Annotated in this window: 15 protein-coding genes, 5 pseudogenes and 1 riboswitch; of the genes and pseudogenes, 10 read left to right on the top strand and 10 right to left on the bottom strand. The window is 63.7% G+C overall.

The features are described from left to right. Positions 1–11: 11 nt before the first annotated feature. The gene (locus tag XpopCFBP1817_RS09345; protein ID WP_128416916.1) at positions 12–596 is read right to left on the bottom strand and encodes a manganese efflux pump MntP; all 585 of its coding nucleotides are present in this window, start codon (positions 594–596) and stop codon (positions 12–14) included. Between the two features lie 81 nt (positions 597–677). Beyond that, positions 678–770, bottom strand: a riboswitch (yybP-ykoY riboswitch). Positions 771–1,380: 610 nt separating this feature from the next. Next, positions 1,381–2,130 (bottom strand): IclR family transcriptional regulator, encoded by a 750-nt coding sequence (locus tag XpopCFBP1817_RS09340; protein ID WP_128416915.1) that lies wholly within the window; start codon positions 2,128–2,130, stop codon positions 1,381–1,383. Positions 2,131–2,310: 180 nt separating this feature from the next. On the opposite strand from XpopCFBP1817_RS09340, the gene fucP reads away from it, so the two are divergent. The 3 genes and pseudogenes from fucP to XpopCFBP1817_RS09325 form a co-directional block, all read left to right on the top strand. Further along, complete coding sequence (fucP, locus tag XpopCFBP1817_RS09335) at positions 2,311–3,621, top strand: L-fucose:H+ symporter permease (protein ID WP_128416914.1); 1,311 nt, start codon at positions 2,311–2,313, stop codon at positions 3,619–3,621. Beyond that, positions 3,618–3,986 carry an L-fucose mutarotase gene (locus XpopCFBP1817_RS09330; RefSeq protein ID WP_128416913.1) on the top strand — a complete coding sequence of 123 codons (369 nt, stop codon included), beginning with the start codon at positions 3,618–3,620 and terminating at the stop codon, positions 3,984–3,986. Before fucP ends, XpopCFBP1817_RS09330 begins: the two co-directional genes overlap by 4 nt. Before the next feature lie 273 nt (positions 3,987–4,259). Further along, positions 4,260–4,596: pseudogene (locus tag XpopCFBP1817_RS09325) on the top strand (IS30 family transposase); the annotation flags it as partial. Positions 4,597–4,707: 111 nt separating this feature from the next. On the opposite strand, the gene XpopCFBP1817_RS09320 reads toward XpopCFBP1817_RS09325, so the two are convergent. The 5 genes from XpopCFBP1817_RS09320 to XpopCFBP1817_RS09300 form a co-directional block, all read right to left on the bottom strand. Next, positions 4,708–6,027 carry an L-fuconate dehydratase gene (locus tag XpopCFBP1817_RS09320; protein ID WP_128416912.1) on the bottom strand — a complete coding sequence of 440 codons (1,320 nt, stop codon included), beginning with the start codon at positions 6,025–6,027 and terminating at the stop codon, positions 4,708–4,710. A 527-nt stretch (positions 6,028–6,554) separates the two neighbouring features. Continuing rightward, positions 6,555–7,412, bottom strand: coding sequence for a fumarylacetoacetate hydrolase family protein (locus tag XpopCFBP1817_RS09315; protein ID WP_128416911.1), 858 nt, complete (start codon positions 7,410–7,412; stop codon positions 6,555–6,557). Positions 7,413–7,580: 168 nt separating this feature from the next. Then, the gene (locus tag XpopCFBP1817_RS09310) at positions 7,581–8,351 is read right to left on the bottom strand and encodes an SDR family oxidoreductase (RefSeq protein WP_128416910.1); all 771 of its coding nucleotides are present in this window, start codon (positions 8,349–8,351) and stop codon (positions 7,581–7,583) included. Beyond that, on the bottom strand, positions 8,348–9,220 hold the full coding sequence (locus tag XpopCFBP1817_RS09305) for an amidohydrolase family protein (protein WP_128416909.1): 873 nt from the start codon (positions 9,218–9,220) through the stop codon (positions 8,348–8,350). Before XpopCFBP1817_RS09305 ends, XpopCFBP1817_RS09310 begins: the two co-directional genes overlap by 4 nt. Beyond that, positions 9,217–10,224: an aldo/keto reductase gene (locus XpopCFBP1817_RS09300; protein ID WP_128416908.1), complete on the bottom strand. Its 1,008-nt coding sequence runs from the start codon at positions 10,222–10,224 to the stop codon at positions 9,217–9,219. Before XpopCFBP1817_RS09300 ends, XpopCFBP1817_RS09305 begins: the two co-directional genes overlap by 4 nt. Positions 10,225–10,373: 149 nt before the next feature. On the opposite strand from XpopCFBP1817_RS09300, the pseudogene XpopCFBP1817_RS09290 reads away from it, so the two are divergent. Beyond that, a pseudogene (locus XpopCFBP1817_RS09290) lies at positions 10,374–11,107 on the top strand (family 43 glycosylhydrolase); the annotation flags it as partial. Positions 11,108–11,818: 711 nt separating this feature from the next. Here XpopCFBP1817_RS09290 and XpopCFBP1817_RS09285 read toward each other — a convergent pair. Further along, positions 11,819–12,235: pseudogene (locus tag XpopCFBP1817_RS09285) on the bottom strand (DUF4424 family protein); the annotation flags it as partial. Positions 12,236–12,542: 307 nt separating this feature from the next. Continuing rightward, positions 12,543–13,211, bottom strand: a complete 669-nt coding sequence (locus XpopCFBP1817_RS09275) for a response regulator transcription factor (RefSeq protein ID WP_128416907.1) — start codon at positions 13,209–13,211, stop codon at positions 12,543–12,545. A 67-nt stretch (positions 13,212–13,278) separates the two neighbouring features. On the opposite strand from XpopCFBP1817_RS09275, the gene XpopCFBP1817_RS09270 reads away from it, so the two are divergent. Beyond that, entirely contained in the window at positions 13,279–13,494 is a 216-nt protein-coding gene (locus XpopCFBP1817_RS09270) for a hypothetical protein (protein WP_208619585.1), read from the top strand. A gap of 121 nt (positions 13,495–13,615) precedes the next feature. Here the strand turns inward: XpopCFBP1817_RS09270 and acs are convergent. Continuing rightward, a pseudogene (gene acs / locus XpopCFBP1817_RS09265) lies at positions 13,616–15,560 on the bottom strand (acetate--CoA ligase). A gap of 295 nt (positions 15,561–15,855) precedes the next feature. Between acs and XpopCFBP1817_RS09260 the strand changes: the two are divergent. From XpopCFBP1817_RS09260 to XpopCFBP1817_RS09240, 5 genes and pseudogenes are all read left to right on the top strand, one after another. After that, a complete protein-coding gene (locus tag XpopCFBP1817_RS09260) occupies positions 15,856–17,238 on the top strand; it encodes a DcaP family trimeric outer membrane transporter (protein ID WP_167393885.1) in 1,383 nt (460 codons plus the stop codon). Positions 17,239–17,323: 85 nt separating this feature from the next. Further along, positions 17,324–17,641, top strand: a complete 318-nt coding sequence (locus XpopCFBP1817_RS09255) for a DUF485 domain-containing protein (RefSeq protein ID WP_128416906.1) — start codon at positions 17,324–17,326, stop codon at positions 17,639–17,641. Then, positions 17,638–19,365, top strand: a complete 1,728-nt coding sequence (locus tag XpopCFBP1817_RS09250) for a cation acetate symporter (protein ID WP_128416905.1) — start codon at positions 17,638–17,640, stop codon at positions 19,363–19,365. Before XpopCFBP1817_RS09255 ends, XpopCFBP1817_RS09250 begins: the two co-directional genes overlap by 4 nt. A gap of 536 nt (positions 19,366–19,901) precedes the next feature. Further along, positions 19,902–20,897, top strand: a complete 996-nt coding sequence (locus XpopCFBP1817_RS09245; protein ID WP_208619586.1) for a glycerophosphodiester phosphodiesterase family protein — start codon at positions 19,902–19,904, stop codon at positions 20,895–20,897. Positions 20,898–20,984: 87 nt separating this feature from the next. Then, positions 20,985–21,218, top strand: a pseudogene (locus XpopCFBP1817_RS09240) (peptidylprolyl isomerase); the annotation flags it as partial. Between the last annotated feature and the right edge of the window lie 51 nt (positions 21,219–21,269).

The raw sequence follows: 21,269 nt of genomic DNA, 5'->3' as shown, positions 1-21,269 counted from the left end.
AAGGGTGACGCTTACGCCGCGCCGTTCAAGTGCTCGTAGAGAATGACGCCGCCCACGATCACCAAAATCAAACCGCCGAGAATCTCGGCGCGCTTGCCGATCAGGTTGCCGAGCACGCGGCCCAGCATGACGCCTGCGGTGACCATGCTGAAGGTGCATAGCCCGACCACCACGGCCACCACGCCGATGTGTACGTCGAGAAATGCCAGGCTTACGCCGACCGCCATCGCATCGATGCTGGTGGCAAAACCGGTGGTGGCCAAGGCGAGCAATCCATGCCGTTTCGGCGTATCGGAAGGCGCCTGGTCCACATCGTCCGGTTCCTGCCGCAGACCGGCCACATTCATGTGCGTGCCCAGCGCGCCCAGCAGCACGAAGGCGATCCAGTGGTCGTAGGCAGACACATAGCTGTACGCGGCGCGCCCCAGCAGCCAGCCGATCACCGGCGTGATCGCCTCGATGCTGCCGAAGATCAGACCGGCGCGTAGCGCATCGCGCCACTGCGGCTTACGCATCGCCGCGCCCTTGCCGATCGCTGCGGCAAACGCATCGGTCGACATTGCAAAACCGATCAACACAATGGAAAAAGGGGACATCGACAGTCTCGGGTTGGGCACGATCGCAACGACATGCGCCCGCGCCAACCGTTGTTGTGCACGCATGCCGCTGGTCTCGCCAAACCAAGATTGGTTGCCTGCACCACGGCGCAACGGCCGAGTATGTTGATGCAGGCGCTTTCGATAAACGAAAGCAGGCTACTCCCCAAGGGGCGCGCAGTGTACCAACGCACATCCGCAATCGGTGCGTTTGCACTGCACGCGAAGGTCGGTCTGATCTTTATAGCCGTGGCTATCGCAGCACACGATCGACGCGGTTTTTGACTTGTTTCAGAGCGTCACAGCCAGCAAGGCGGGTCTACGCACTGGACGGATGCGGCGCCTGATGGCCTTGGCGATAGCGACGAGCGGTCTCCATACCGGTGAAGCAAACAGCGAAAAACGCGGGGGGAAAGCTGCTGGCGCGAGATTTGCTGCACGCAGTGCGAGACGGAAATTCTGTGTTTCCACGCACGTGCATGCGCCAGCGCCTGCTTGGTGCTGTTTTTCAAGACGCCGATGCAAGGATGCAGCGATCAGCAACGATGCAGCGATCGTTTTGGCGCCTCGATTTGCATGGCTTGCGCCGCCGCAGGGATTGCTTGCAAAGCCGTTCGAGTGGAGTGCGATGTGTAGACTGCCATTGCAGCACTGCAGGAAAGATCATGCAGCGCTCCACGCACATGGTCAGCCGGGCAGCGGTTAGACATCGGCAGTCAGCTGTCAGAAGCGAGCAACAAACAGCAACAGCGCCTACTCAAACATCCGGCGCGGGCGGCGGCGACTACATCAACGCCGCGGAGATGTCCGCCGTCGCCGCACACAGGGCCTGCAACGCCGCTTGCGGACCCACCAGCTCCGGGCGCCGCGCGATGAAGGGCACGGTGAGCGTATAGGTGGCGCTGCCGCGTTGCAGGATCGGTGCGGTCAGATCGACCACGCCCACCACCGCCTCGCTGGGTTGCATGGCGTAGCCATCGTTGCGCGCTTGCGCGGCGGCGGCCAGAAACTGCGCGCGCTCGAACGGCACCTTGCTGGCGTCGAGCATGTCCAGCCAGCGCGCCTGCACCTCCGGCTGCTGGAAGGCGAACAGCACCAGCCCGGAACTGGAATGCGTCAACGGGCGGCGATGGCCCGGGCGCACCACCAGGCCCAGGTCGCTGGGCACGTCCATCTGCGCGATCACCACGATCTGGTCGCCGGACGGCGCCACCAGGTGGCAGGGCTGGCAGATCGCATCGGCCAGCCGCCGCATCACCGGCAACGCCGCTTCGCTGATGCTCTGCACCTGCGGCTGCTGCATGCCGAGCATGAACAGACGGTTGGTCAGCACATAGTCGCCTTCGCCTTCGCGGGTGAGATAGCCGCGCTCCTCCAGCACCTGCAGCATGCGGAAGATCTCTCCGCGCGAGCGGCCGATGCCTTGCGAGATCGCGCCCATGCTCATCGGCTGCGCCTGGCGGGCGAGCAGCTCCAGGATGTCCAGTCCCTTGTCCAGAGCGGGGGCGCGGTACTTGGCGGGTTCGATGCTCATCCGTTTGCGATTCCAGGCAAGGCTGCGGCGCGCCAGGGTACAGGCATCGCGGGCAGCGGTGAGGTGTGGCGCTTGCGTGCAAATATAAACAAAGATTTTATATTTGCATGGCGCGGATGTGCGCAGTACGCTCGCCGCACAGCAACGCAAGCGCCATAGCCTTGGGAGGGGATCGGTCGCATGCATCACAGTGACAGTGCCGCGCAGGCGCGCGGCAACCTGGCGCGTACCGCCATGGTTCCGCTGTTGTTGATTGTCAGCCTGTTCTTTTTGTGGGGCATGGCCAACAACCTCAACGACATCCTGATCAAGCAGTTCAAGAAGGCCTTCGAGTTGTCCGACCTGCAGGCCGGGCTGGTCCAGAGCGCGTTCTATCTGGGCTATTTCGTGTTCGCGATGCCGGCGGCGATGTTCATGCGCCGCTATAGCTACAAGGCGGCGGTGGTGCTGGGCCTGCTGCTGTACGCGTGTGGCGCGTTCCTGTTCTACCCGGCCGCGCAGGTGCACACCTACTGGCTGTTCCTGCTGGCCTTGTTCGTGATCGCCAGCGGCCTGGCGTTTCTGGAAACAACCGCCAACCCGCTGGTGACCGTGCTCGGCCCGGCAGAGGGTGCGGCGCGGCGCCTGAATCTGGCCCAGGCGTTCAACCCATTGGGTTCGATCACCGGCGTGTTGGTCGGCCAGCACTTCATTTTCTCCGGCGTGGAGCACACCCCGGCCGAGTTGGCAGCGATGGCGCCGGCCGCGCGCGCTGCGTTCTTCGCCACCGAATCGTCCGCAGTGCAGACCCCGTATCTGGTGATCGGCGTGGTGGTGATGCTGTGGGCGATCCTGATCGCGCTGGTGCGCTTTCCCACCGGGGATGCGGGCGTCGTCGTGGGCGCTTCGGCTCCCAAACGCGCGCGCTTCGGCGAGTTGCTGCGTCACCGGCTGTTCGTCTTTTCGGTGGTGGCGCAGTTCTTCTATGTGGGCGCGCAGGTCGGTATCTGGAGTTATCTGATCCGTTATTTGCAAGATGCTGTGCCGGGCACGCCGGAAAAAACCGCCGCCACGTATCTGACCATCTCGCTGGTGTTGTTCATGGCCGGCCGCTTCATCGGTACCGCGCTGGTGCGCTATCTGGCGCCGGCCAGGTTGCTGGCGAGTTTTGCCACGATCAATCTGGTCTTGTGTGCGGTGGCGATTGCGCTGCCCGGTTGGACCGGCTTGCACGCATTGGTGGCGGCCAGCGTGTTCATGTCGGTGATGTTCCCGACCATCTTTGCGCTGGGTCTGGATGGCATGCACGACGATGCGCGCAAGTTGGGTTCATCGTTGCTGGTGATGTCGATCATCGGTGGTGCGCTGCTGACGGCGGTGATGGGAGCGGTGTCGGACATGGCCGGCATCCACTGGGCGATGGTGGTGCCGGGCGGGTGCTTTGCGGTGATTTTGCTGTTCGCGTTGCGCGCGCGTCGCGCTGCGCCTGTGGTTGCAGGAGCAGGCGCATGAGTGTGCGGCATCTGTGCTACGTGCTGGATCTGCACGACGATCCGCAATTGATTGCCGAGTACGAGCGTTGGCATCAACCGACGCAGGTGTGGCCGGAAGTAGTGGCGTCGTTGCGGCGGGCGGGAATCCTGGAGTTGCAGATCTTTCGCAGCGGCGATCGGTTGGTGATGCTGATGGAAGTTGGCGCCGATTACGATTCGGCGGCCAAGGCGGCGCGGGATGCGGCCGATCCGCGGATTCAAGCCTGGGAAGAGCTGATGTGGCGGTTTCAGAAAGCCCTGCCTGGCAGTGCGCCTGGGGAGAAGTGGCGTGAGGCCGGGCGGATTTTTGCGTTGAGTGAGGCGGTTGGTGTGGGGCGGGGTTAGGGTTTTTTGCCCAGTCTGTTTCTGCGGATGTGTTGACTCCGCAGTAGGGCGTTGGTCTTGAGTATTTTTGCCGCTGCCGCTGCCGCTGCCGCTGCCGCTGCCGCTGCCGCTGCCGCGCTGGCGCCGAGCATTGAAACAGGGTGTTTTTTTCGCAGGCGCATCGTGCGTTGTGCCTGCTGCGCAGCGAAGGCGTGACAGCAGCCAGCGACGGAGAATGCCCTGCCACTGCCTGTTGCGCATGCGTGGTTCCGCGCAGTTGCGCTGCGTGATGCCGTCCAGCGGCTCGGTGGCCTAGGCCATACAGTGCACACCCTCACCGCCGACAACGGCTAAGGAGTTCGCCGATAATCGGCTCATTGCCGCCTGCTTGCAGAGCGATGTCTATTTTGCAGATCCGTACTGCACATGGCAGCGCGGCAGCAACGAAAATGCCAACGGATTGACCCGCCAGTCCTTGCCACGACAGACCGATTTCAACAGCATCATCGATGCGCACCTGCGATGGATCGAGCAGCGGCTCTACAATCGTCCGCGCAAAATACTTGGATTCAAAACGCCCCTCGACGTCTTCTCCGAGGAGATTCTTAACAGCGTTGCGAATCAGAGTTGAATTCGCCCACTCTAAAGAACGGCCTCAGTCGCGATCAGGCAATCGAGAAAGCCCGTCGCGGCTGAAGCCGCTCCTACAGGGAATGCGATCTGCGCTGTGTAGGGCGCTGGATTACCCCTTCGCCGCTGCCAGGTCTTCCACCCAGAAGCGGCCGTCGGGGTAGCGGAATTCTGCGATGGAAGCGGGGTGCATTTCGGCGGAGAAACCTGCGGCTTCCGGCGCCAGATAGCGGCCGTGCTGGATGCGGACAGGGTCGAGGAAGTGTTGATGCAGGTGGTCGACGTATTCGATGGCGCGGTCTTCCATCTTGCCGGTGATGGCCACGAAGTCGGCCATGGCCAGGTGTTGCACCAGTTCGCACAGGCCGACGCCGCCGGCATGCGGGAAGACGCGGATGTTGAATTTGGCGGCCAGCAGCAGAATGGCGAGGTTTTCGTTGACGCCGCCGACGCGGGCGGCGTCGATCTGGATCAGGTCCACCGCACCTGCTTGCAGCAGCTGCTTGAACACCACGCGGTTCTGGGTGTGTTCGCCGGTGGAGACCGGCACCGGGGTGATGCCCTGGCGGATGGCGGCGTGGCCGAGGACGTCGTCCGGGCTGGTGGGTTCTTCGATCCAGGCGATGTCGAACTCGGCCAGCTGGCGCATCCAGTCGATCGCCGGGCCCACATCCCAACGCTGATTGGCGTCTACCGCCATCGCGATGTCCGGGCCGATCGCCTCACGCGCCAGGCGGCAGCGGCGGATGTCGTCCTGCACGTTGGCGCCCACCTTGAGCTTGATGGTGCGGAAGCCGTCGGCCACTGCCTCTTTTGCGAGGCGCACCAGTTTTTCGTCGGAGTAGCCGAGCCAGCCGGGCGAGGTGGTGTAGGCGGGGTAGCCCTGGTCGATCAGCGTGGCGATGCGCTGCGCGCGCTGCGGTTGTGCCTCGCGCAGGAGGGTCAACGCTTCGTCGCGGGTGAGCGCGTCGGTGAGGTAGCGCAAGTCGATGGTGTCGACCAGTTGCTCGGGCGTGAGTTCGGCAATAAAGCGCCACAGCGGCTTTTTCGCGGCACGTGCGGCCAGATCCCAGGCGGCGTTGATCACCGCGCCGATCGCCATATGCATCACGCCCTTTTCCGGGCCCAGCCAGCGCAGCTGCGAGTCGTTGGTAAGCCGGCGGGCGAACGCGCCCAGATCGGCGATGACGTCTTCCACGCGCAGACCCACCACATGGTCGGCCAGTGCGGCCACTGCGGCGGTCTGTACATCGTTGCCGCGGCCGATGGTGAACACCAGGCCGTAGCCGGCCAGATCATCCGGTGCATCGGTGCGCAGCACGACATAGGCGGCCGAGTAGTCCGGATCCGGATTCATCGCATCCGACCCATCGAGCTCGCGCGAGGTGGGGAAGCGGACGTCGTGGGTCTCGAGGGCGATGATGGTGCGCATTGAAGTCCTGGGCGATGGAAACGAGGTTGGGAACTGCTTTAAAGCCCCTCTCCCTGCGGGACAGGGGTTGGGGTGAGGGTACGAACGCGAAGCGCCGAGGGTGTTGAGGCGTTGCAGTGACGACTCTGTTGGCAACACAGACCAACGCATCAATTGCACGACCAACTGCCCATCGATATCGACGCGCCACTAGGCTTAGAGATCCAACGCGTCGCTACATCTCATAAACGCATGACGCATGACGCATCAGCACAAGCGCCAACATGTCACGCCTAACAACAAGGCACATCGCGACGAATTGCGTCAATACGTCGCTACGGACCCTCACCCCAACCCCCGCTCCGCTCCCCGGCCCGCGCCAGCAGCGCGGGCGCACCAAGGCACGCGCGCCAGTGGCGCGAAAGCCGTGCCTTGGTGCCCCGGCGGGAGAGGGGCTTGGGTTGCGTCGCGCGGAGGTTTCGCCACTTGCCTTGACTGCAATCTCGCTCCCATGGGAACCAGGGTCCCGGCAAGGGAGAGGGAAGGGCTCAGCCAGCGTCGCGCGGATGCGCCACCACCGTCTGGCGTTGACGACCCAGGCCTTCGATCTCCAGCTCCATCACGTCGCCCGGCTTCAGATACACCGGCGGCTTCTGGCCCAGGCCCACGCCCGGCGGGGTGCCGGTGCTGATCACATCGCCCGGCATCAGCGTCATGTAGCGGCTGATGTGGCTGACCAGTTCGGCCACGCCGAACACCATCGTGCGGGTGCTGCCGTTTTGATAGCGATGGCCGTTGACCTCCAGCCACATCGATAGGTTCTGCGGGTCGGCGATATCATCGCGGGTGACCAGCCACGGGCCGATCGGGCCGAAGGTGTCGGCGCTCTTGCCCTTGACCCATTGGCCGCCGTGTTCGAGCTGGAATTCGCGCTCGGACAGATCGTTGATCACCGCGTAGCCTGCGACGTGGTTCAGCGCTTCGTCCACCGAGACATCGCGCGCCACATCGCCGATCACCACGCCCAGTTCCACCTCCCAATCGCTCTTGACCGAGCCGCGCGGGATGATCACGGTGTCGTTGGGGCCGCTCACCGCAGTGGTGGCCTTCATGAACAGGATCGGCATCTTGGGCACGTCCATGCCCGATTCGGCAGCGTGGTCGGCGTAGTTCAACCCGACGCAGATGAACTTGCCGATCTGCCCCACTGCGGCGCCATACCGCACATCGCCTTCGATCAGCGGCAGCGTGAAGGTATCCAGCGCGCGTAGTTTGTCCAGCCCGGCATTGGTGATGTGCTCGCCGGCGACATCGTCGATCACGCCGCTCACATCGCGGATGCGGCCTTCGCCATCGATCAAGCCGGGACGTTCCTGGCCGGGGGCACCAACGCGTACGAGTTTCATGCAGTCTTCCTTTGCAGATGAGGAATGGAGCGGCTAGCAAACCTAGCGCGCGTGCATCAGGTGGGTGAGGACAGCGTGCTCAGAATCGAAGCGGACAAGCGATACAGATCGCATCTGGCCTTGGCAGCGCCCACGTTGGCTGAGCGGCATCGTGGTGCGTTGTCGATCTCAGTTAGACCAGCCACCATCGATGATGTGGGTCTGGCCGGTGGTAAACGACGATTCGTCCGAGGCCAGATACACCACCAGCTGCGCGATCTCGCGCGGGTCACCTAGGCGGCCCATCGGCTGGCGGTCGGTGAAGCTCTTCCACACCGCCTGTTCGTCGCCGCCCAGCGCTTGCACGCGCTGGCCCAGCGACGGCGTCTTGATGGTGCCCGGGCAGATCGCGTTGCAACGCACGCCCTTGGCCACGTAATCGGCAGCGATCGCCTTGCTCAGGCCGATCACTGCGGCCTTGGTCACGCCGTAAACGAAGCGGTTCGGCACGCCCTTGATGCTGGAGGCCACCGAAGACATGTTGATGATGCTGCCGCGGCCGCGTTCGAGCATGCCCGGCAGTACCGCCTTGCAGGTGTAGTACATCGCATCGACGTTGATCGAAAACGAACGGCGCCAGGCCGGTTCGTCGCAATCGAGAATGCTGCCCTGGTGCACGAAGCCGGCGCAGTTGAAGACCACATCGAACGGGCCGTGCGCGGCGACCAGCGCGGCGATCGCAGACGCGTCGGTGACATCCAGCAGCTGGGTGCTGATGGCCTCCGACTCGGCCGCCAGCGCCTGCAAGGCAGTGGCATCGATATCGGTGGCGATCACCCGCGCACCGGTGCGTGCACAGGCCAGCGCGCTTTCGCGGCCGATGCCGGCGCCGGCGGCGGTGATCAGGCAGCGCTTGCCGCGCAGACGGTCGTTGGGTGCTGTAGAGAGCAAGACAGTCATACCGAAGAGGTTCCGTGGGTGGGGGCCGCCGGCCGTGGCAGACGATAGAACGTGCGTGCGTTGTCGCCGAACACGGCTTCGGCATGGCCGTCGGCGTGTGTGGCGACCAGGTGTTGTGCGATTTCGACCCACTGCGCGTAATCGGCGCGCTGGGTCAGCACTGGCCAGTCGCTGCCCCACAGCACACGCTGTGGGCCGAAGCGTGCGAACAGATGGCCGACATACGGCTCCAGCGCCTCCACGCCGGCGCCGCGCGCCGCTTCGGTGAGCAGGCCGGAGAGCTTGCAATGCACAGTGGGATGCTGCGCCAACGCGGCCATGCCGGCGGCCCAGGCAACAAACTCGCCTGCAGCGATCTGCGGCTTGCCGCCGTGATCAATCACCACGCGCAAGCCCGGGTGGCGCTTCAGGCGCGTCTGCAATGCCGGCACATGCACGCTGCGGATCAACGCGTCGAACGCCAGATCGTGCGCGAGCAGTGCGTCGAAGGCGGCATCCAACGCAGGCTGGGCCAGCCATTGCACATCGGCGATGTCCTGCACCATCGGGCGCAGGCCCTTGAGCACGCCGCCGCCGGCCTGCACCAGCGCGGCGATGCGCGCGGCGGCATCGGGCGCGGCGAAATCGACCCAGCCCACCACGCCGGCAATGCGCGCATCCGCGCGCGCCAGCTCGAACAAGTAACGGGTTTCGGCTTCGGTCGCAGCGGCCTGCACCACCACCACGCCATCGATCTCGGCAGCGTCCAACGCATCGCCGATGTCGGCGGGGGCGAAGTCGCGGTAGAGCAGTGCCAGCTCGGGCGTCAGCCAGTGGTAATCGCCACGGGCCAGTTGCCAGAAATGCAGATGTGCGTCGATGCGGCTCATGGCGTGGGCAGCTCCGCAGTGAGCAGGCCGTCATCGCGCAGGCGTTGCCACAGTTCGGGCGGGATCGGCGCATGCAAGCGTGCGGCGGCCGATTGCACCTCGGCCACGGTGCGCATGCCGGCCACCACCGTCGTCACGACTGGATGCGCGAGCGGGAACTGCAACGCCGCCGCGCCGATATCCACGTCGAACGCCGCGCAGGCCGCGTACAAACGCTGCGCGTGCTGCAAGGTGGCAGTATCGACCGGGGCGTAGTTGTAGGTGGCGCCGGGGCCGCCTGCGTCGCTGAGCAGGCCGGAGCTATACGGGCCGGCCGACAGGATCGCCACGTTGCGCTGCTGCGCCTGGTCGAGCAGCGCGCGCGCGCCGTGCTGTTCCAGCAGGGAGTAGCGGCCGGCCAGCATCACGCAGTCGAGCGCAAAGCGCGGCAGCACCTCCAGTGCCACCTCCTGCTCGTTGACGCCCAGCCCGATCGCCCCGCAGACACCGGCCGCCTTCAACTCCGCCATCGCCGGCAAGGCCTCCTCCAAGGCCTGGCGCAGCACGTCGGCGTGGTTGTCGCCGTGGGTCAGCGCGCCGATGTCGTGCAGCAGCAGCACGTCGATGTAGTCGGTTCCCAGGCGCTCCAGGCTGGAAGCGAACGCGCGTCGCACGCCGTCGGCGCTGTAGTCGAACGCGGCGCGGCGGCCCGCCACCGCAAAGCCGTCGCGCCCTGCAGCGGCCTGCGCATCGTCGTAGAGGCAGCGGCCGACCTTGGTCGACAGCGTGTAGGCGGCGCGGGGTACACCGGCCAGACCACGGCCCAGCCGCGTTTCGCTCAGCCCATAGCCGTAGTAGGGTGCGGTGTCGAAATGGCCGATGCCGGCCTCGAACGCACCTGCCACCGCAGCCAGCGCCTGACCTTCATCGACTTCGGTATACAGATTGCCGATCGGCGCAGCACCAAAGCCCAGCGCCGAGAGCTGCACACTGGTAGTCCCCAGCCGCCGCCGCGCAACGCTCACGCGTCACGCTCCGCAGGGTTGGCGGGTGTCACGCAGGCGCGTACGGAATCTGGAAAGCAGCAGCTGGGCATCGCACCATCCACCAGCCGGCCGGTGCCGGACTGTTCGCATATGAATATGGCAATCATAAGTGAACAGATCACGCTGCGGTGCAGCAAAATGGCGGAGAGCGGTTCAGTGCCGTGGTCGCGCCGCTGCCGCCGAGCGCGCTGGCGGGCGAAGCGAATGCAGCCTGCGCACGCACGTCGCAATGGGCGCGCGGCATCGAGGGGCACCGCACCGCGGACCTGGGCACCGGCACCTACCTCAATCCCATCGTGGCCGGCGATCACCACGACCCCACCATCCTCACGGATGGCAGCGACGGCCTGGCTACCGAAGGGCAGGTCGAACCGGCCTACGCACCGTGGCGCTACCCCGACGACTGGATCGTGGAAAACGTCGCGCCCGAAGGCCCCAAGCTGACCTGGCACAACGGTTGGTTGTCTCTGGTCACCGCCGTCTGCGGTACCGCCGGGCCGGTGACCGGGTCTCTGGTCATCGCCGCGCGTTCGCGCTCGGTGCACGGGCCGTGGGAACTCTGCCCGCGCAATCGGCTGGTGCGCACCCAACCCGAACAGGAACCGTGGTGGTCGCGCGGACATGCCTCGCTGGTGCAGGGGCCGCGTGGCGCTTGGTGAATGGTCTATCACGCTGACGAAAATGGCTTCCGCACACTAAGGTCAAACCTGCGCTAAGCGGCTTTGCGCGATCGGACGATTTTTCGACCGACAAGTGCCGCACCCAAGGGAGCCTGCATGCGCCCGAGCCCGGCGAGCAGGCGCGAGTGCAGCGAGCGAATCGATACACTCCGCTTAGCAGGCCCATGCACGACACGATTGATTTCCTGATCAGCCCGACCCGACGCCACGAAAATTGAGCACCTCTCGCAGCACTGACCACCAGCAAGACTGGCAGCGCATCCTGAACGCACAAGATTGCGCCAGCAGCTTTGCGCAGCAGACGCCTGCCGCAATGACCATGGAAAACGTCAGGCAAACAGCGCCCCACGGCCCAAGCCCCGAGCGCTAGCCAAGGATCAGCGCGAATCATGTGGACTGTTGCCGACGGCATCGACTGCGCAAATCCAAGCACACGCCTCGTCTCTGAAACCATTGCTTGCCGATCAGCGGTGGCCAACAGTGGGAGCGCGGTGGCGTCTCCGGGGGCGTGACCGTCTGGCGGCATGGATGCCGCCACCGAGCCTGCATGGACGGATTCACGGCGTGTCCCTACCTCGGATGCGACACCGCGCAAAGACCAACCTCCACACGCAACGTCTGCCAGCTCTGTGCGAATGCGTCGGGTCACTGAGGCCGCTTGCACGCGTACCGGCGTGGCACACGCCGCACAAGCGCCCACGCCGGCACGCGCGCAAGCACCTCCGGGTTTGGTCGGCGCCTGAAGGAAAAGGGTTGGCTGCGTTACATGCCGTGCGTCGGGACGCGGTCTTCATTGGCAAATTGCTCGCAATGTCGATGTGCACATCGGCGTGCAATCGCATCACCGGGACGACGCACAATCAGCAGGTTGAGATCGCGCATCGGCACGAAATTGCGACATCGTTCGCGCTCCAGCCGCTCGCCGCGAACGCCTTGGAGATGTCGCTGCCATCGTCCAGCAGCACCACCAGCTTGCGCGTGGTGGCGATGGGCTTGCCGTCCACCCACAGTTTGAAATCGGTCAGTTCGCTGTGGGTGGCCATGCCGCACTACATCGGGGGCATCGGGAAGGCGATCGGTACGCTCAACACGCGCTCGCTGATGTTGGTGAACACGTCGTCCACCTGCACGCGCTCCTCGCTGAGCACCAGGGCTTGCTTGTCCATGTGGATGTCGGGCTGATGCAACAAGCGGATCGTGCCGTTGTCGTCGCCGAAGCTGCGGTCGTCGGCCTGCGCACTGCCGCAGCCGAGCACGGCGAGCACAATTGCCAACACAAGCGGGCCGCGCGGAAGAGAAAACGTGTGCATGGATCCCCTGGAGACCGGCACGCACCGACGCGCCGCAGGCGTGCAGCCTGCCATGCACGATCAGCGCAAGCATGCCGGGGATCGCAATCCACACGCTTTGATGTCTTCCCACGTATTGCCGCAGCAGTGACGCCGTGAGTGGCGCACAGCGGCAAACGAGACCTCGTGAGCAGTTGTTGTGGTTATCAGGTTGGTGCGGACGGCGCACTCAGCCCCGGAGTGTACGAGTGATACAAGCGTGCACCGCGCACCGGCTGCACCCATCTGGCTGGGTGTTGGGTGAGCGCCGTGGTTTTGTCGGCCGCGCTCAGTCTTCTTCCGGCGGCGGCAGCACGATGCCGTCGGCATCGATGGCGAGCTTGCCGGCCATCAGCACCGCCTGGGTGCGGTTGGTGACGCCGAGCTTGCGCAAGATCGCAGTGACATGCGCCTTGATGGTGGCTTCGGACACGCCGAAGTCGTAGGCGATCTGCTTGTTGAGGCGCCCGGCGCCGAGCATCTGCAGTACGCGGAATTGTTGCGGGGTGAGATCGCGCAGGCGTTGGCCCACTTCGCGTTCTTCGCTACAGGTAGGCGGCAGGTTCTGGGCTGCGGCCGGGATCCAGCGCTCGCCATCGAGCACGGTGGCCAACGCGCGGCCAATGGTGTCCGAGTCGGCGGATTTGGGAATGAAACCGAATGCGCCATGGTCGATCGCGCGCCGCATTACCGTGGGTTCTTCGCGTGCGGACACCACCACCACCGGCAACTGCGGATGCAGCGAACGCATGTGCACCAACGCACTGAACCCCTGCGCGCCCGGCATGTTGAGATCCATCAACAACAGATCGGCATCCGGTTGCGCATCGGCCAGGGTGTACAACGCATCCACCGTGTCGGCCTCGAACAACAGCACCCCCGGCATAACGCGCTGCACCGCCCCGCGCAATGCCTCACGGAACAGGGGATGGTCGTCGGCGATCAGCAGGGTAGTCATTGAGGTGCCGGGATTTTGGATGGGGGATTGGAGATTTGTAAAAGCACTGGATTTTTGAATTCGGCAGTTGGGAGTGGCAAAAGCAATAGCAAAAGCAATAGCAAAAGCAATAGCAAAAGCAATAGCAAAAGCAATAGCAAAAGCAAAAGCAATAGCAAAAGCAATAGCAAAAGCAAAAGCAAAAGCAAAAGCAAAAGCAAAAGCAAAAGCAAAAGCAAAAGCAAAAGCAAAAGCAAAAGCAAAAGCAATAGAGCCATGGCAGCACGTAGGTGCCATTCAATAACGCACATCAAAAGCAATGGGACTGACAGATTGGGGAATCCGCTCTGACCAACCCCTCATCCCAATTCCCCAATCCCTGCTTCTCAACAAAGCCCCAATCCCGAATGCCTAGTCCCGGCCTCTCAGCGCGTCAACCGCTCGCTCACCAACGAATCCACCACCGACGGATCGGCCAGGGTCGAGGTGTCGCCGAGTTGATCCGGCACGTTCTCGGCGATCTTGCGCAGGATGCGGCGCATGATCTTGCCCGAGCGGGTCTTCGGCAGGCCCGGCGCCCATTGCAGGTGATCGGGCGAGGCGATCGGGCCGATCTCCTTGCGCACCCAGGTGATCAACTCCTTATGCAGTTCTTCGCTCGGAGTCTCGCCGGCGATCAGGGTCACATAGGCATAGATGCCCTGGCCCTTGACCTCGTGCGGGAAGCCGACCACGGCCGCTTCGGCCACCTTGGGATGCGAGACCAGCGCGCTTTCCACTTCGGCGGTGCCGATGCGGTGGCCGGACACATTGATCACATCGTCCACGCGGCCGGTGATCCAGTAGTAGCCATCGGCATCACGACGGCAGCCGTCGCCGGTGAAGTAGCTGCCCGAATAGGTGCGGAAGTAGGTGTCGATGAAACGCTGATGGTCGCCGTAGACCGAGCGCATCTGGCCCGGCCACGAATCCAGCAGCACCAGATTTCCTTCAGTGGCGCCTTCCAGAATCTTGCCGTCGGCATCGACCAGGGCCGGTTGCACGCCAAAGAACGGCAGTGTGGCCGAGCCCGGCTTGAGATCGACCGCACCGGCCAGCGGCGAGATCAGAATGCCGCCGGTTTCGGTCTGCCACCAGGTGTCCACGATCGGGCAGCGGCTGTCGCCGACCACCTCGTAGTACCAGCGCCAGGCTTCCGGATTGATCGGCTCGCCGACGCTGCCGAGCAGACGCAGGCTCTTGCGCGAGGTCTTCTTAACCGGCTCCTCGCCATCGCGCATCAGCGCGCGGATCGCAGTGGGTGCAGTGTAGAAAAGGGTGACCTGATGCTTGTCGATCACATCCCAGAAGCGCGACACGTTCGGGTAGTTGGGTACACCTTCGAACATCACCGCCGTGGCGCCGTTGGCGAGCGGGCCGTAGACGATATAGCTGTGGCCGGTGACCCAGCCCACGTCGGCGGTGCACCAGTAGATGTCGTCCTCGCGCAGGTCGAACACCACTTCATGCGTGTAGCTGGCAAACAGCAGATAGCCGGCGGTGGTGTGCAGCACGCCCTTGGGCTTGCCGGTGGAACCGGAGGTGTAGAGGATGAACAACGGATCTTCCGCATTCATGCGCTCGGGGCTGCACTCGGCCGGCTGACCATCGACCACGTCATGGAACCAGCGATCGCGCGGCGCCTGCATGTCCACCGCGCCACCGGTGTGACGCACCACCAGCACCGTTTCCACCGTGCTGGTGCCGGGCAGCTTCAGTGCCGCATCGACATTGGCCTTGAGCGGAATCTTCTTGCCGCCGCGCAGCCCTTCGTCGGCGGTGATGATCAACTTGCTCTGGCAATCGATCACGCGGTCGGCAATTGAGTTGGCGGCAAAGCCGCCGAATACCACCGAGTGCACCGCACCGATGCGCGCGCAGGCGAGCATGGCCACGGCCGCATCGGGAATCATCGGCATGTAGATGGTGACCCGGTCGCCCTTAGTTGACGCCGAGATTGCGCAGCGCATTGCCAAGCTTGCACACGCGCTCGTACAACTGGCGATAGGTGACCGGATACGACGCGGTATCCGGGCTGTCGGGTTCGAACAACAGCGCGGTCTTGTCGCCACGCGTGGCCAGCTGGCGGTCCAGACAGTTGACGCTGGCATTGATCTCGCCATCGCCGAACCAGCGGATATGGAAGTCGTCCAGCGCGTAGCTGACGTCTTTTACCTGGGTGGGTTGCGTGAACCACTCCAGCCGCCGCGCGGCCTTGCCCCAGAACTGCTCGGGGTGTTCGATCGATTCGCGGTACAGCGTTGCGTACTGCTCGCGCGTAACGCGCGCATCAGCGGCGAACGCGGGATCGACGGGATAAACATCAGCCATGGCAGCCTCACTTGCGATGAACTTGTCGGAAGAGAGCGCGACAGCCGCCCTCGGTAGACAATCAGTGTGCCGTATCCCTTCGGTCCCGGCGTTCAACCGGGCCTTAGACCTTGGTCTTAACCGTCGCAGCGGGCGATCCCCAAACCGTCGCCGGTTCTGGTGCGACGATCGGACACCTTGTGGAATGCTGCGTTGCAGCTACGACCAAAGGCGAATAGGCTCGCAAGCGCGGGCTGGCTCACGCTTCGCACAGCATCGCCATCAAGCGCGAGGCCTTCATCGGGGAGAGGGGTCTATGAAACACCTTACTGCACCATTGCTGCGCCATCGGCTGGCGGCTGCCTTGTTTGTGGCGAGCAGTCTGCCGGGCGTTGCATTCGCGCAAACGGCCAAAGAGAAAGCGCTGGAAACGCGCATTGCCGAGCTCGAGCGTCAGGTCCAACTGCTGGTGTCTGCGCAGCAGCAACAGCAGGGCCAGATTGCCCAGACCCAGACGCAGATGACAGAGGTGCGCACCTTGCAGGCGCCGGCGCCGGCCGCCCCTGTGGTGCCGGCTGGCAAGAAGCCGATCCAGCTGAGCAGCATCACGCCGAACGCGTTGCCGGGGACAACGTTTCGTTTTGGCGGTTTCATCAAGGCCGATTTCATGACGACCCGCACCAGCGACGGCGCATTGCCCGAAGGCGCGGTGGGGCGGTACCTGTATATCCCGACGCAGACCCCGGTCGGCGGCCAGGCCTCCAGCACTGACATTGATTTCCATGCCAAGTTTTCGCGCTTCAATCTGGGCGTAGATACGATCACCGACAACGGCGACAAGCTCACCGGCTTCATCGAACTGGATTTCTTCGGCAACGCGCTGGCCAACCAGGTCAACAATCTGTACGGCGGTACCTTGCGGCATGCCTACATGAGCTGGAACAACTGGCTGGCCGGCCAGACCTGGTCCAACTTCATCGATGCCACGATCTTGCCCGAGGCGGCCGACATCGTCGGGCCGACCGACGGCGCGTTGTTCAGCCGTCAGACCCAGATCCGCTATACCCGCGGCGCGTTCAGCGTGTCGGCGGAAAATCCCGAGACGCTGACCACGCCCTACCAGGGCGGCAACACCATCCTGGCCTCGGACCATGGCGCGATGCCGGATCTGACCGCGCGCTACAACTGGAAAGGCACTTGGGGCACGTTCGGACTGTCGGCGATCGCGCGCCAGTACCGTACCCGCAGCGCATTGACCAACGACACCGAGTTCGGCGGCGCGATTGCCGGCGGCGGTCGCTGGATCATCAATTCGACCAACGATCTGCGTTACCAGCTCAGCTACGGCGAAGGCCTGGGGCGTTATCTGGGTCTGGGCAACGGCTCGGATGTGGAACTCGATGTGGACGGCAACATCCACACCGTCAGCACCTTGGCCGGTTGGGTGGCGTGGCGGCACGACTACAGCGCCAAGCTGCGCAGCACCGTCATGTATTCGCGGGTGGATTACGACCATTCGTTGGTCAACACCGGCGCGCTGGCGAGCAAGTCGCAACAGAGCCTGCGCGCCAATGTCTTCTATTCGCCACTGCCTAAGGTGGATGTGGGTGCAGAGCTGATGTACGGCCGTCGCGAAGCCGAAAACGGCGACAGCGGCGACATCGCGCGCGTGCAGTTCACCACCAAGTACAGCTTCTGAGTTTCCCGCCGCGTGCGGCCCGTCCCACCCAGGTGGGGCGGGCATCGCCACCTTCGCTCTACCCGCATTTACCAGGAGACAGACCATGACCGTCTCGAATGACGCATTGATCGCCAAGATCGATGCCAATCCGAAGTACCACGCGCTCAAGCGCCAGCGCAATACGCTGGGCTGGACACTCACCGTGCTGATGTTGCTGGCCTATTTCGGCTACATCGGCCTGATCGCTTTCGATAAAGCCTTTCTGGCTACGCCCATCGGCGATGGCGTGACCTCCATCGGCATTCCGATCGCGATCGGGGTGATGGTGTTCACCATCGTCATCACTGCCATCTATGTGCGTCGCGCCAACAACACCTACGACCAGCTGACCGCGCAGATTCTGAAGGAAGCCCGCAAATGAGCAAGTCTTCGCGTCTTCTCCTGATTCTGGCCGGGCTGCTGCCGGCCGGCATCGCGCTGGCAGCCGGCGGTGACATCGGCCAGGTCGACAAGCAGCCCACCAACTGGGTCGCGATCGGCATGTTCGGCTTCTTCGTGCTGGGCACCTTGTGGATCACCAAGTGGGCGGCCAGCAAGACCCGCTCGGCGGCCGATTTCTACACCGCCGGCGGCGGTATCACCGGCTTCCAGAATGGCCTGGCGATCGCGGGCGACTTCATGTCGGCCGCCTCTTTCCTGGGAATTACCGCAGCGGTGATGGCCAATGGCTACGACGGCTTGATCTATGCGATCGGCTTTCTGGTCGGCTGGCCGATCCTGACCTTCCTGATGGCCGAACGGCTGCGCAACCTCGGCAAGTACACCTTCGCCGACGTGGCCGGGTATCGCTTCGCGCCGACCGCGATCCGCAGCTTTGCCGCATCGGGCACGTTGGTGGTGGTGCTGTTCTATCTGATTGCACAGATGGTCGGCGCCGGTGCGTTGATCAAGTTGCTATTCGGTCTGGACTACTGGGTGGCGGTGACCCTGGTCGGCGTGCTGATGATGGTCTACGTGCTGTTCGGCGGCATGACCGCCACCACCTGGGTGCAGATCATCAAGGCGGTGTTGCTGTTGACCGGCGTGACCTTCATGGCCATGGCGATCATGTGGCACTTCAACTTCAGCTTCGAGGCGCTGTTTGCCGAGGGCGTGCGGGTCAAGACCGCGATTGCGGCCAATGGTGGTGCATCGCCGGAGGATGCGGCAAAAGCGGGCCTGTCGATCATGGGGCCGGGCGGCTTCGTCAAGGACCCGATTTCGGCGATCTCCTTCGGCATGGCGCTGATGTTCGGCACCGCCGGCCTGCCGCACATTCTGATGCGCTTCTTCACCGTTCCCGATGCCAAGCAGGCACGCAAGTCGGTGCTGTGGGCCACCACCTGGATCGGCTACTTCTACATCCTGATCTTCATCATCGGCTTCGGTGCGATCGCGCTTGTGCTGACCAATCCGCAGTTCGCTGATGTTGCCACCGGCACCATTCACGGCTGCAAGGGCGCGTCCAACATGGCGGCGGTGCTGGTCGGTAACGCAGTTGGCGGCAACGTGTTCATGGGCTTCATCTCAGCGGTGGCCTTCGCCACCATCCTGGCGGTGGTTGCGGGCCTGACCCTGTCTGGTGCCTCGGCGGTGTCGCATGACCTGTACGCTACGGTGATTAAGAAGGGCAATCCGGCGCCTGGTTCGGAGCTGAAGGTCTCGCGTGTCACCACCCTGGTGTTGGGCGTGGTCGCAGTGCTGCTGGGTATCGTGTTTGAGAAGCAGAACGTGGCCTTCATGGTGTCGCTGGCCTTCGCCATCGCTGCCTCGGCCAACTTTCCGGTGCTGATCCTCTCGTTGTTGTGGAAGAACTGCACCACCCGCGGCGCGGTGATCGGCGGCTTCCTTGGCCTGATCTCCTCGCTGGTGCTGACGGTGCTGTCGCCGTCGGTGTGGGTGGATACGCTGGGCAATGCAGCTGGCTCGGCGCCGTTCCCGTACACCTCGCCGGCGCTGTTCTCGATGACGATTGGTTTTGTCGGCATCTGGCTGTTCTCGATCCTGGATCGCAGCCCGCAGGCGGCCAACGAGCGTGCCGCGTTCAAGGCGCAGCAGATTCGTGCTGAGACCGGCCTGGGTGCAACCGGTCCGTCGGGTCACTGACGCATCGCCCCATCGCTGGCTGTGATCGCAAACGCCGGCCCAGTGCCGGCGTTTTGTGTTTTGGAGAACGCGCGCCGTGACGTGCCACCAACGCCGTTGCATGAGTATGTGGGTTGACATCCGCCAGTCAATCCGACAGCCGCCGATCGTCTTGGTGGCAGCGCGGATCGCAACTCACGCAGGCCAAGGGATGCATGCATCGCTTCGCATCGTCGCTCACCACTGCGCATGCGGGAGAGATCGCCATACCGCGGAAATAATTAATTCATGGCGAGTGACTAAATTGGCTCGCAAGTCGAACGCTGATCACGCACGGCTTGGCCTCACCCCCGGTATCGACCGGCTGGCGGGTGCGCTGCAAGCGAGTTTGCCGATTGTGTCGCCCCGTCGGCTCGCATCCATCCCTTGCCTTTCCTGCACCTTAAGAACTGGGACACACACAGACCATGCGTACCACACTCGCTCCACATCCCCTGGCCCGTGCCTGCGGTCTGCTTGGCGCGCTGGCCGTTCTGGCTGCACTGCCGCAGCTGGCACTGGCCGCCTGCAGCGACAGCTCTGACGTCAAGATGCAACGCATCCTGTTCAACTCCTCCAGTAGCGTCGTGCTGGCGCACCGCGGCCTATGGGGCAAATACGCTGGCATCCCCAACATGCCGGAAAATTCGCGTGGCTCGCTGCAGATTGCCAACGACCAATGCATGGACGGCGTCGAGCTGGACGTCAAGCTCACCAGCGACGGCGTGCCGGTGCTGCTGCACGACTACAATCTCGGCCGCACCACCACCGTGTGGCAGCACCATCCGGGGCTCAAGTACGACCCGATCACCAATCAGGGCGTCAACCCGTCCGTTCTGGTCACCCCGTGGTCGGAGGTCAGCCAGCTCTTCCTGCTGACTCCTGACCGCCATACCGCCACCGTGTATCACATGCCGCGTGTGGATGAGCTGTTTGCCTATTACAAACAGCGCCAGCTGCGCACACCGATGGTGTTCGATATCAAGGACGTCAAGACCGTGCGCGCAGTCAGCGCTGCAGCCAACAAGGTCTTTGGCGCTGCGTCCGGCAGCTACGTCGCCGCCAAGGTCAACGCAACGCTGTACACCAGTCGCGATGCCTACCGCGCAGACGGCAACGGCATGGTGGGCATCCCGGTCTTCACCACCAACATGCTCGGCAAGCTCAATGTGCGCCAGACCATCGGCGCATGGTTGAACAACGGGCTGCAGACGATGGAAGTCAACGTCAAGCAACTGGGCGGTCAGCTGCAGAGCGATGCCGACTTCCTGCGCGAGCGTGGTGTGCGTGTCGGCGTATTTCAGGCAATTCCCGATGGTCCGCGCGCTGGCGAGTTCTACCAGAACAGCGGCGCATGCTGTTACAAGCTGTCGGACCTGTATTACGGAAAGGACACCGCCGACAACCGTGGTGACATCGATTACGTCGGGCGTACCCAAGCCTTCGGCTTGATTACCACCGACGACCCGAAGGCCGCCCTTGCCTATCTGCGCGCGCGCGGCAAGCACGGCTAAGCGATGCGTTTGGCCGGCCTATGCGGGCCGTGAATCCCGACGGCGGCGTTGACCGCCGTCGGTTCCCGCCTAACGGAGATCTGTTGCATGTTTTCCACCCGTCTTTTGTCTGCCGCGCTTGCCGCCAGCCTGATCGCCTGCATGCCGCTGGCGCAGGCCGCCAATGCCACCCCCGATGCACGTGCCACTTCCGCCACGGTGATGCAGATCGGCACGCAATCGCTCAGCGCGCAGGAATATCGCGCGCTTGCCTTGGCCGATCTGCCGCGCGATTCCAACCCCGTCACGGCGGCCGACCCTGAGGTATCCCCACGTTTTTCAGCCCATGACCATCTGGTTGTAGACGTGTTCGGGCAGTGTGCGTAATCGCTC

Source organism: Xanthomonas populi (assembly GCF_002940065.1).
GTDB lineage: Bacteria > Pseudomonadota > Gammaproteobacteria > Xanthomonadales > Xanthomonadaceae > Xanthomonas > Xanthomonas populi.
The sequence above is the reverse complement of the archived record's forward strand: the minus strand, read 5'-3'. Positions and strand labels throughout refer to the sequence as shown.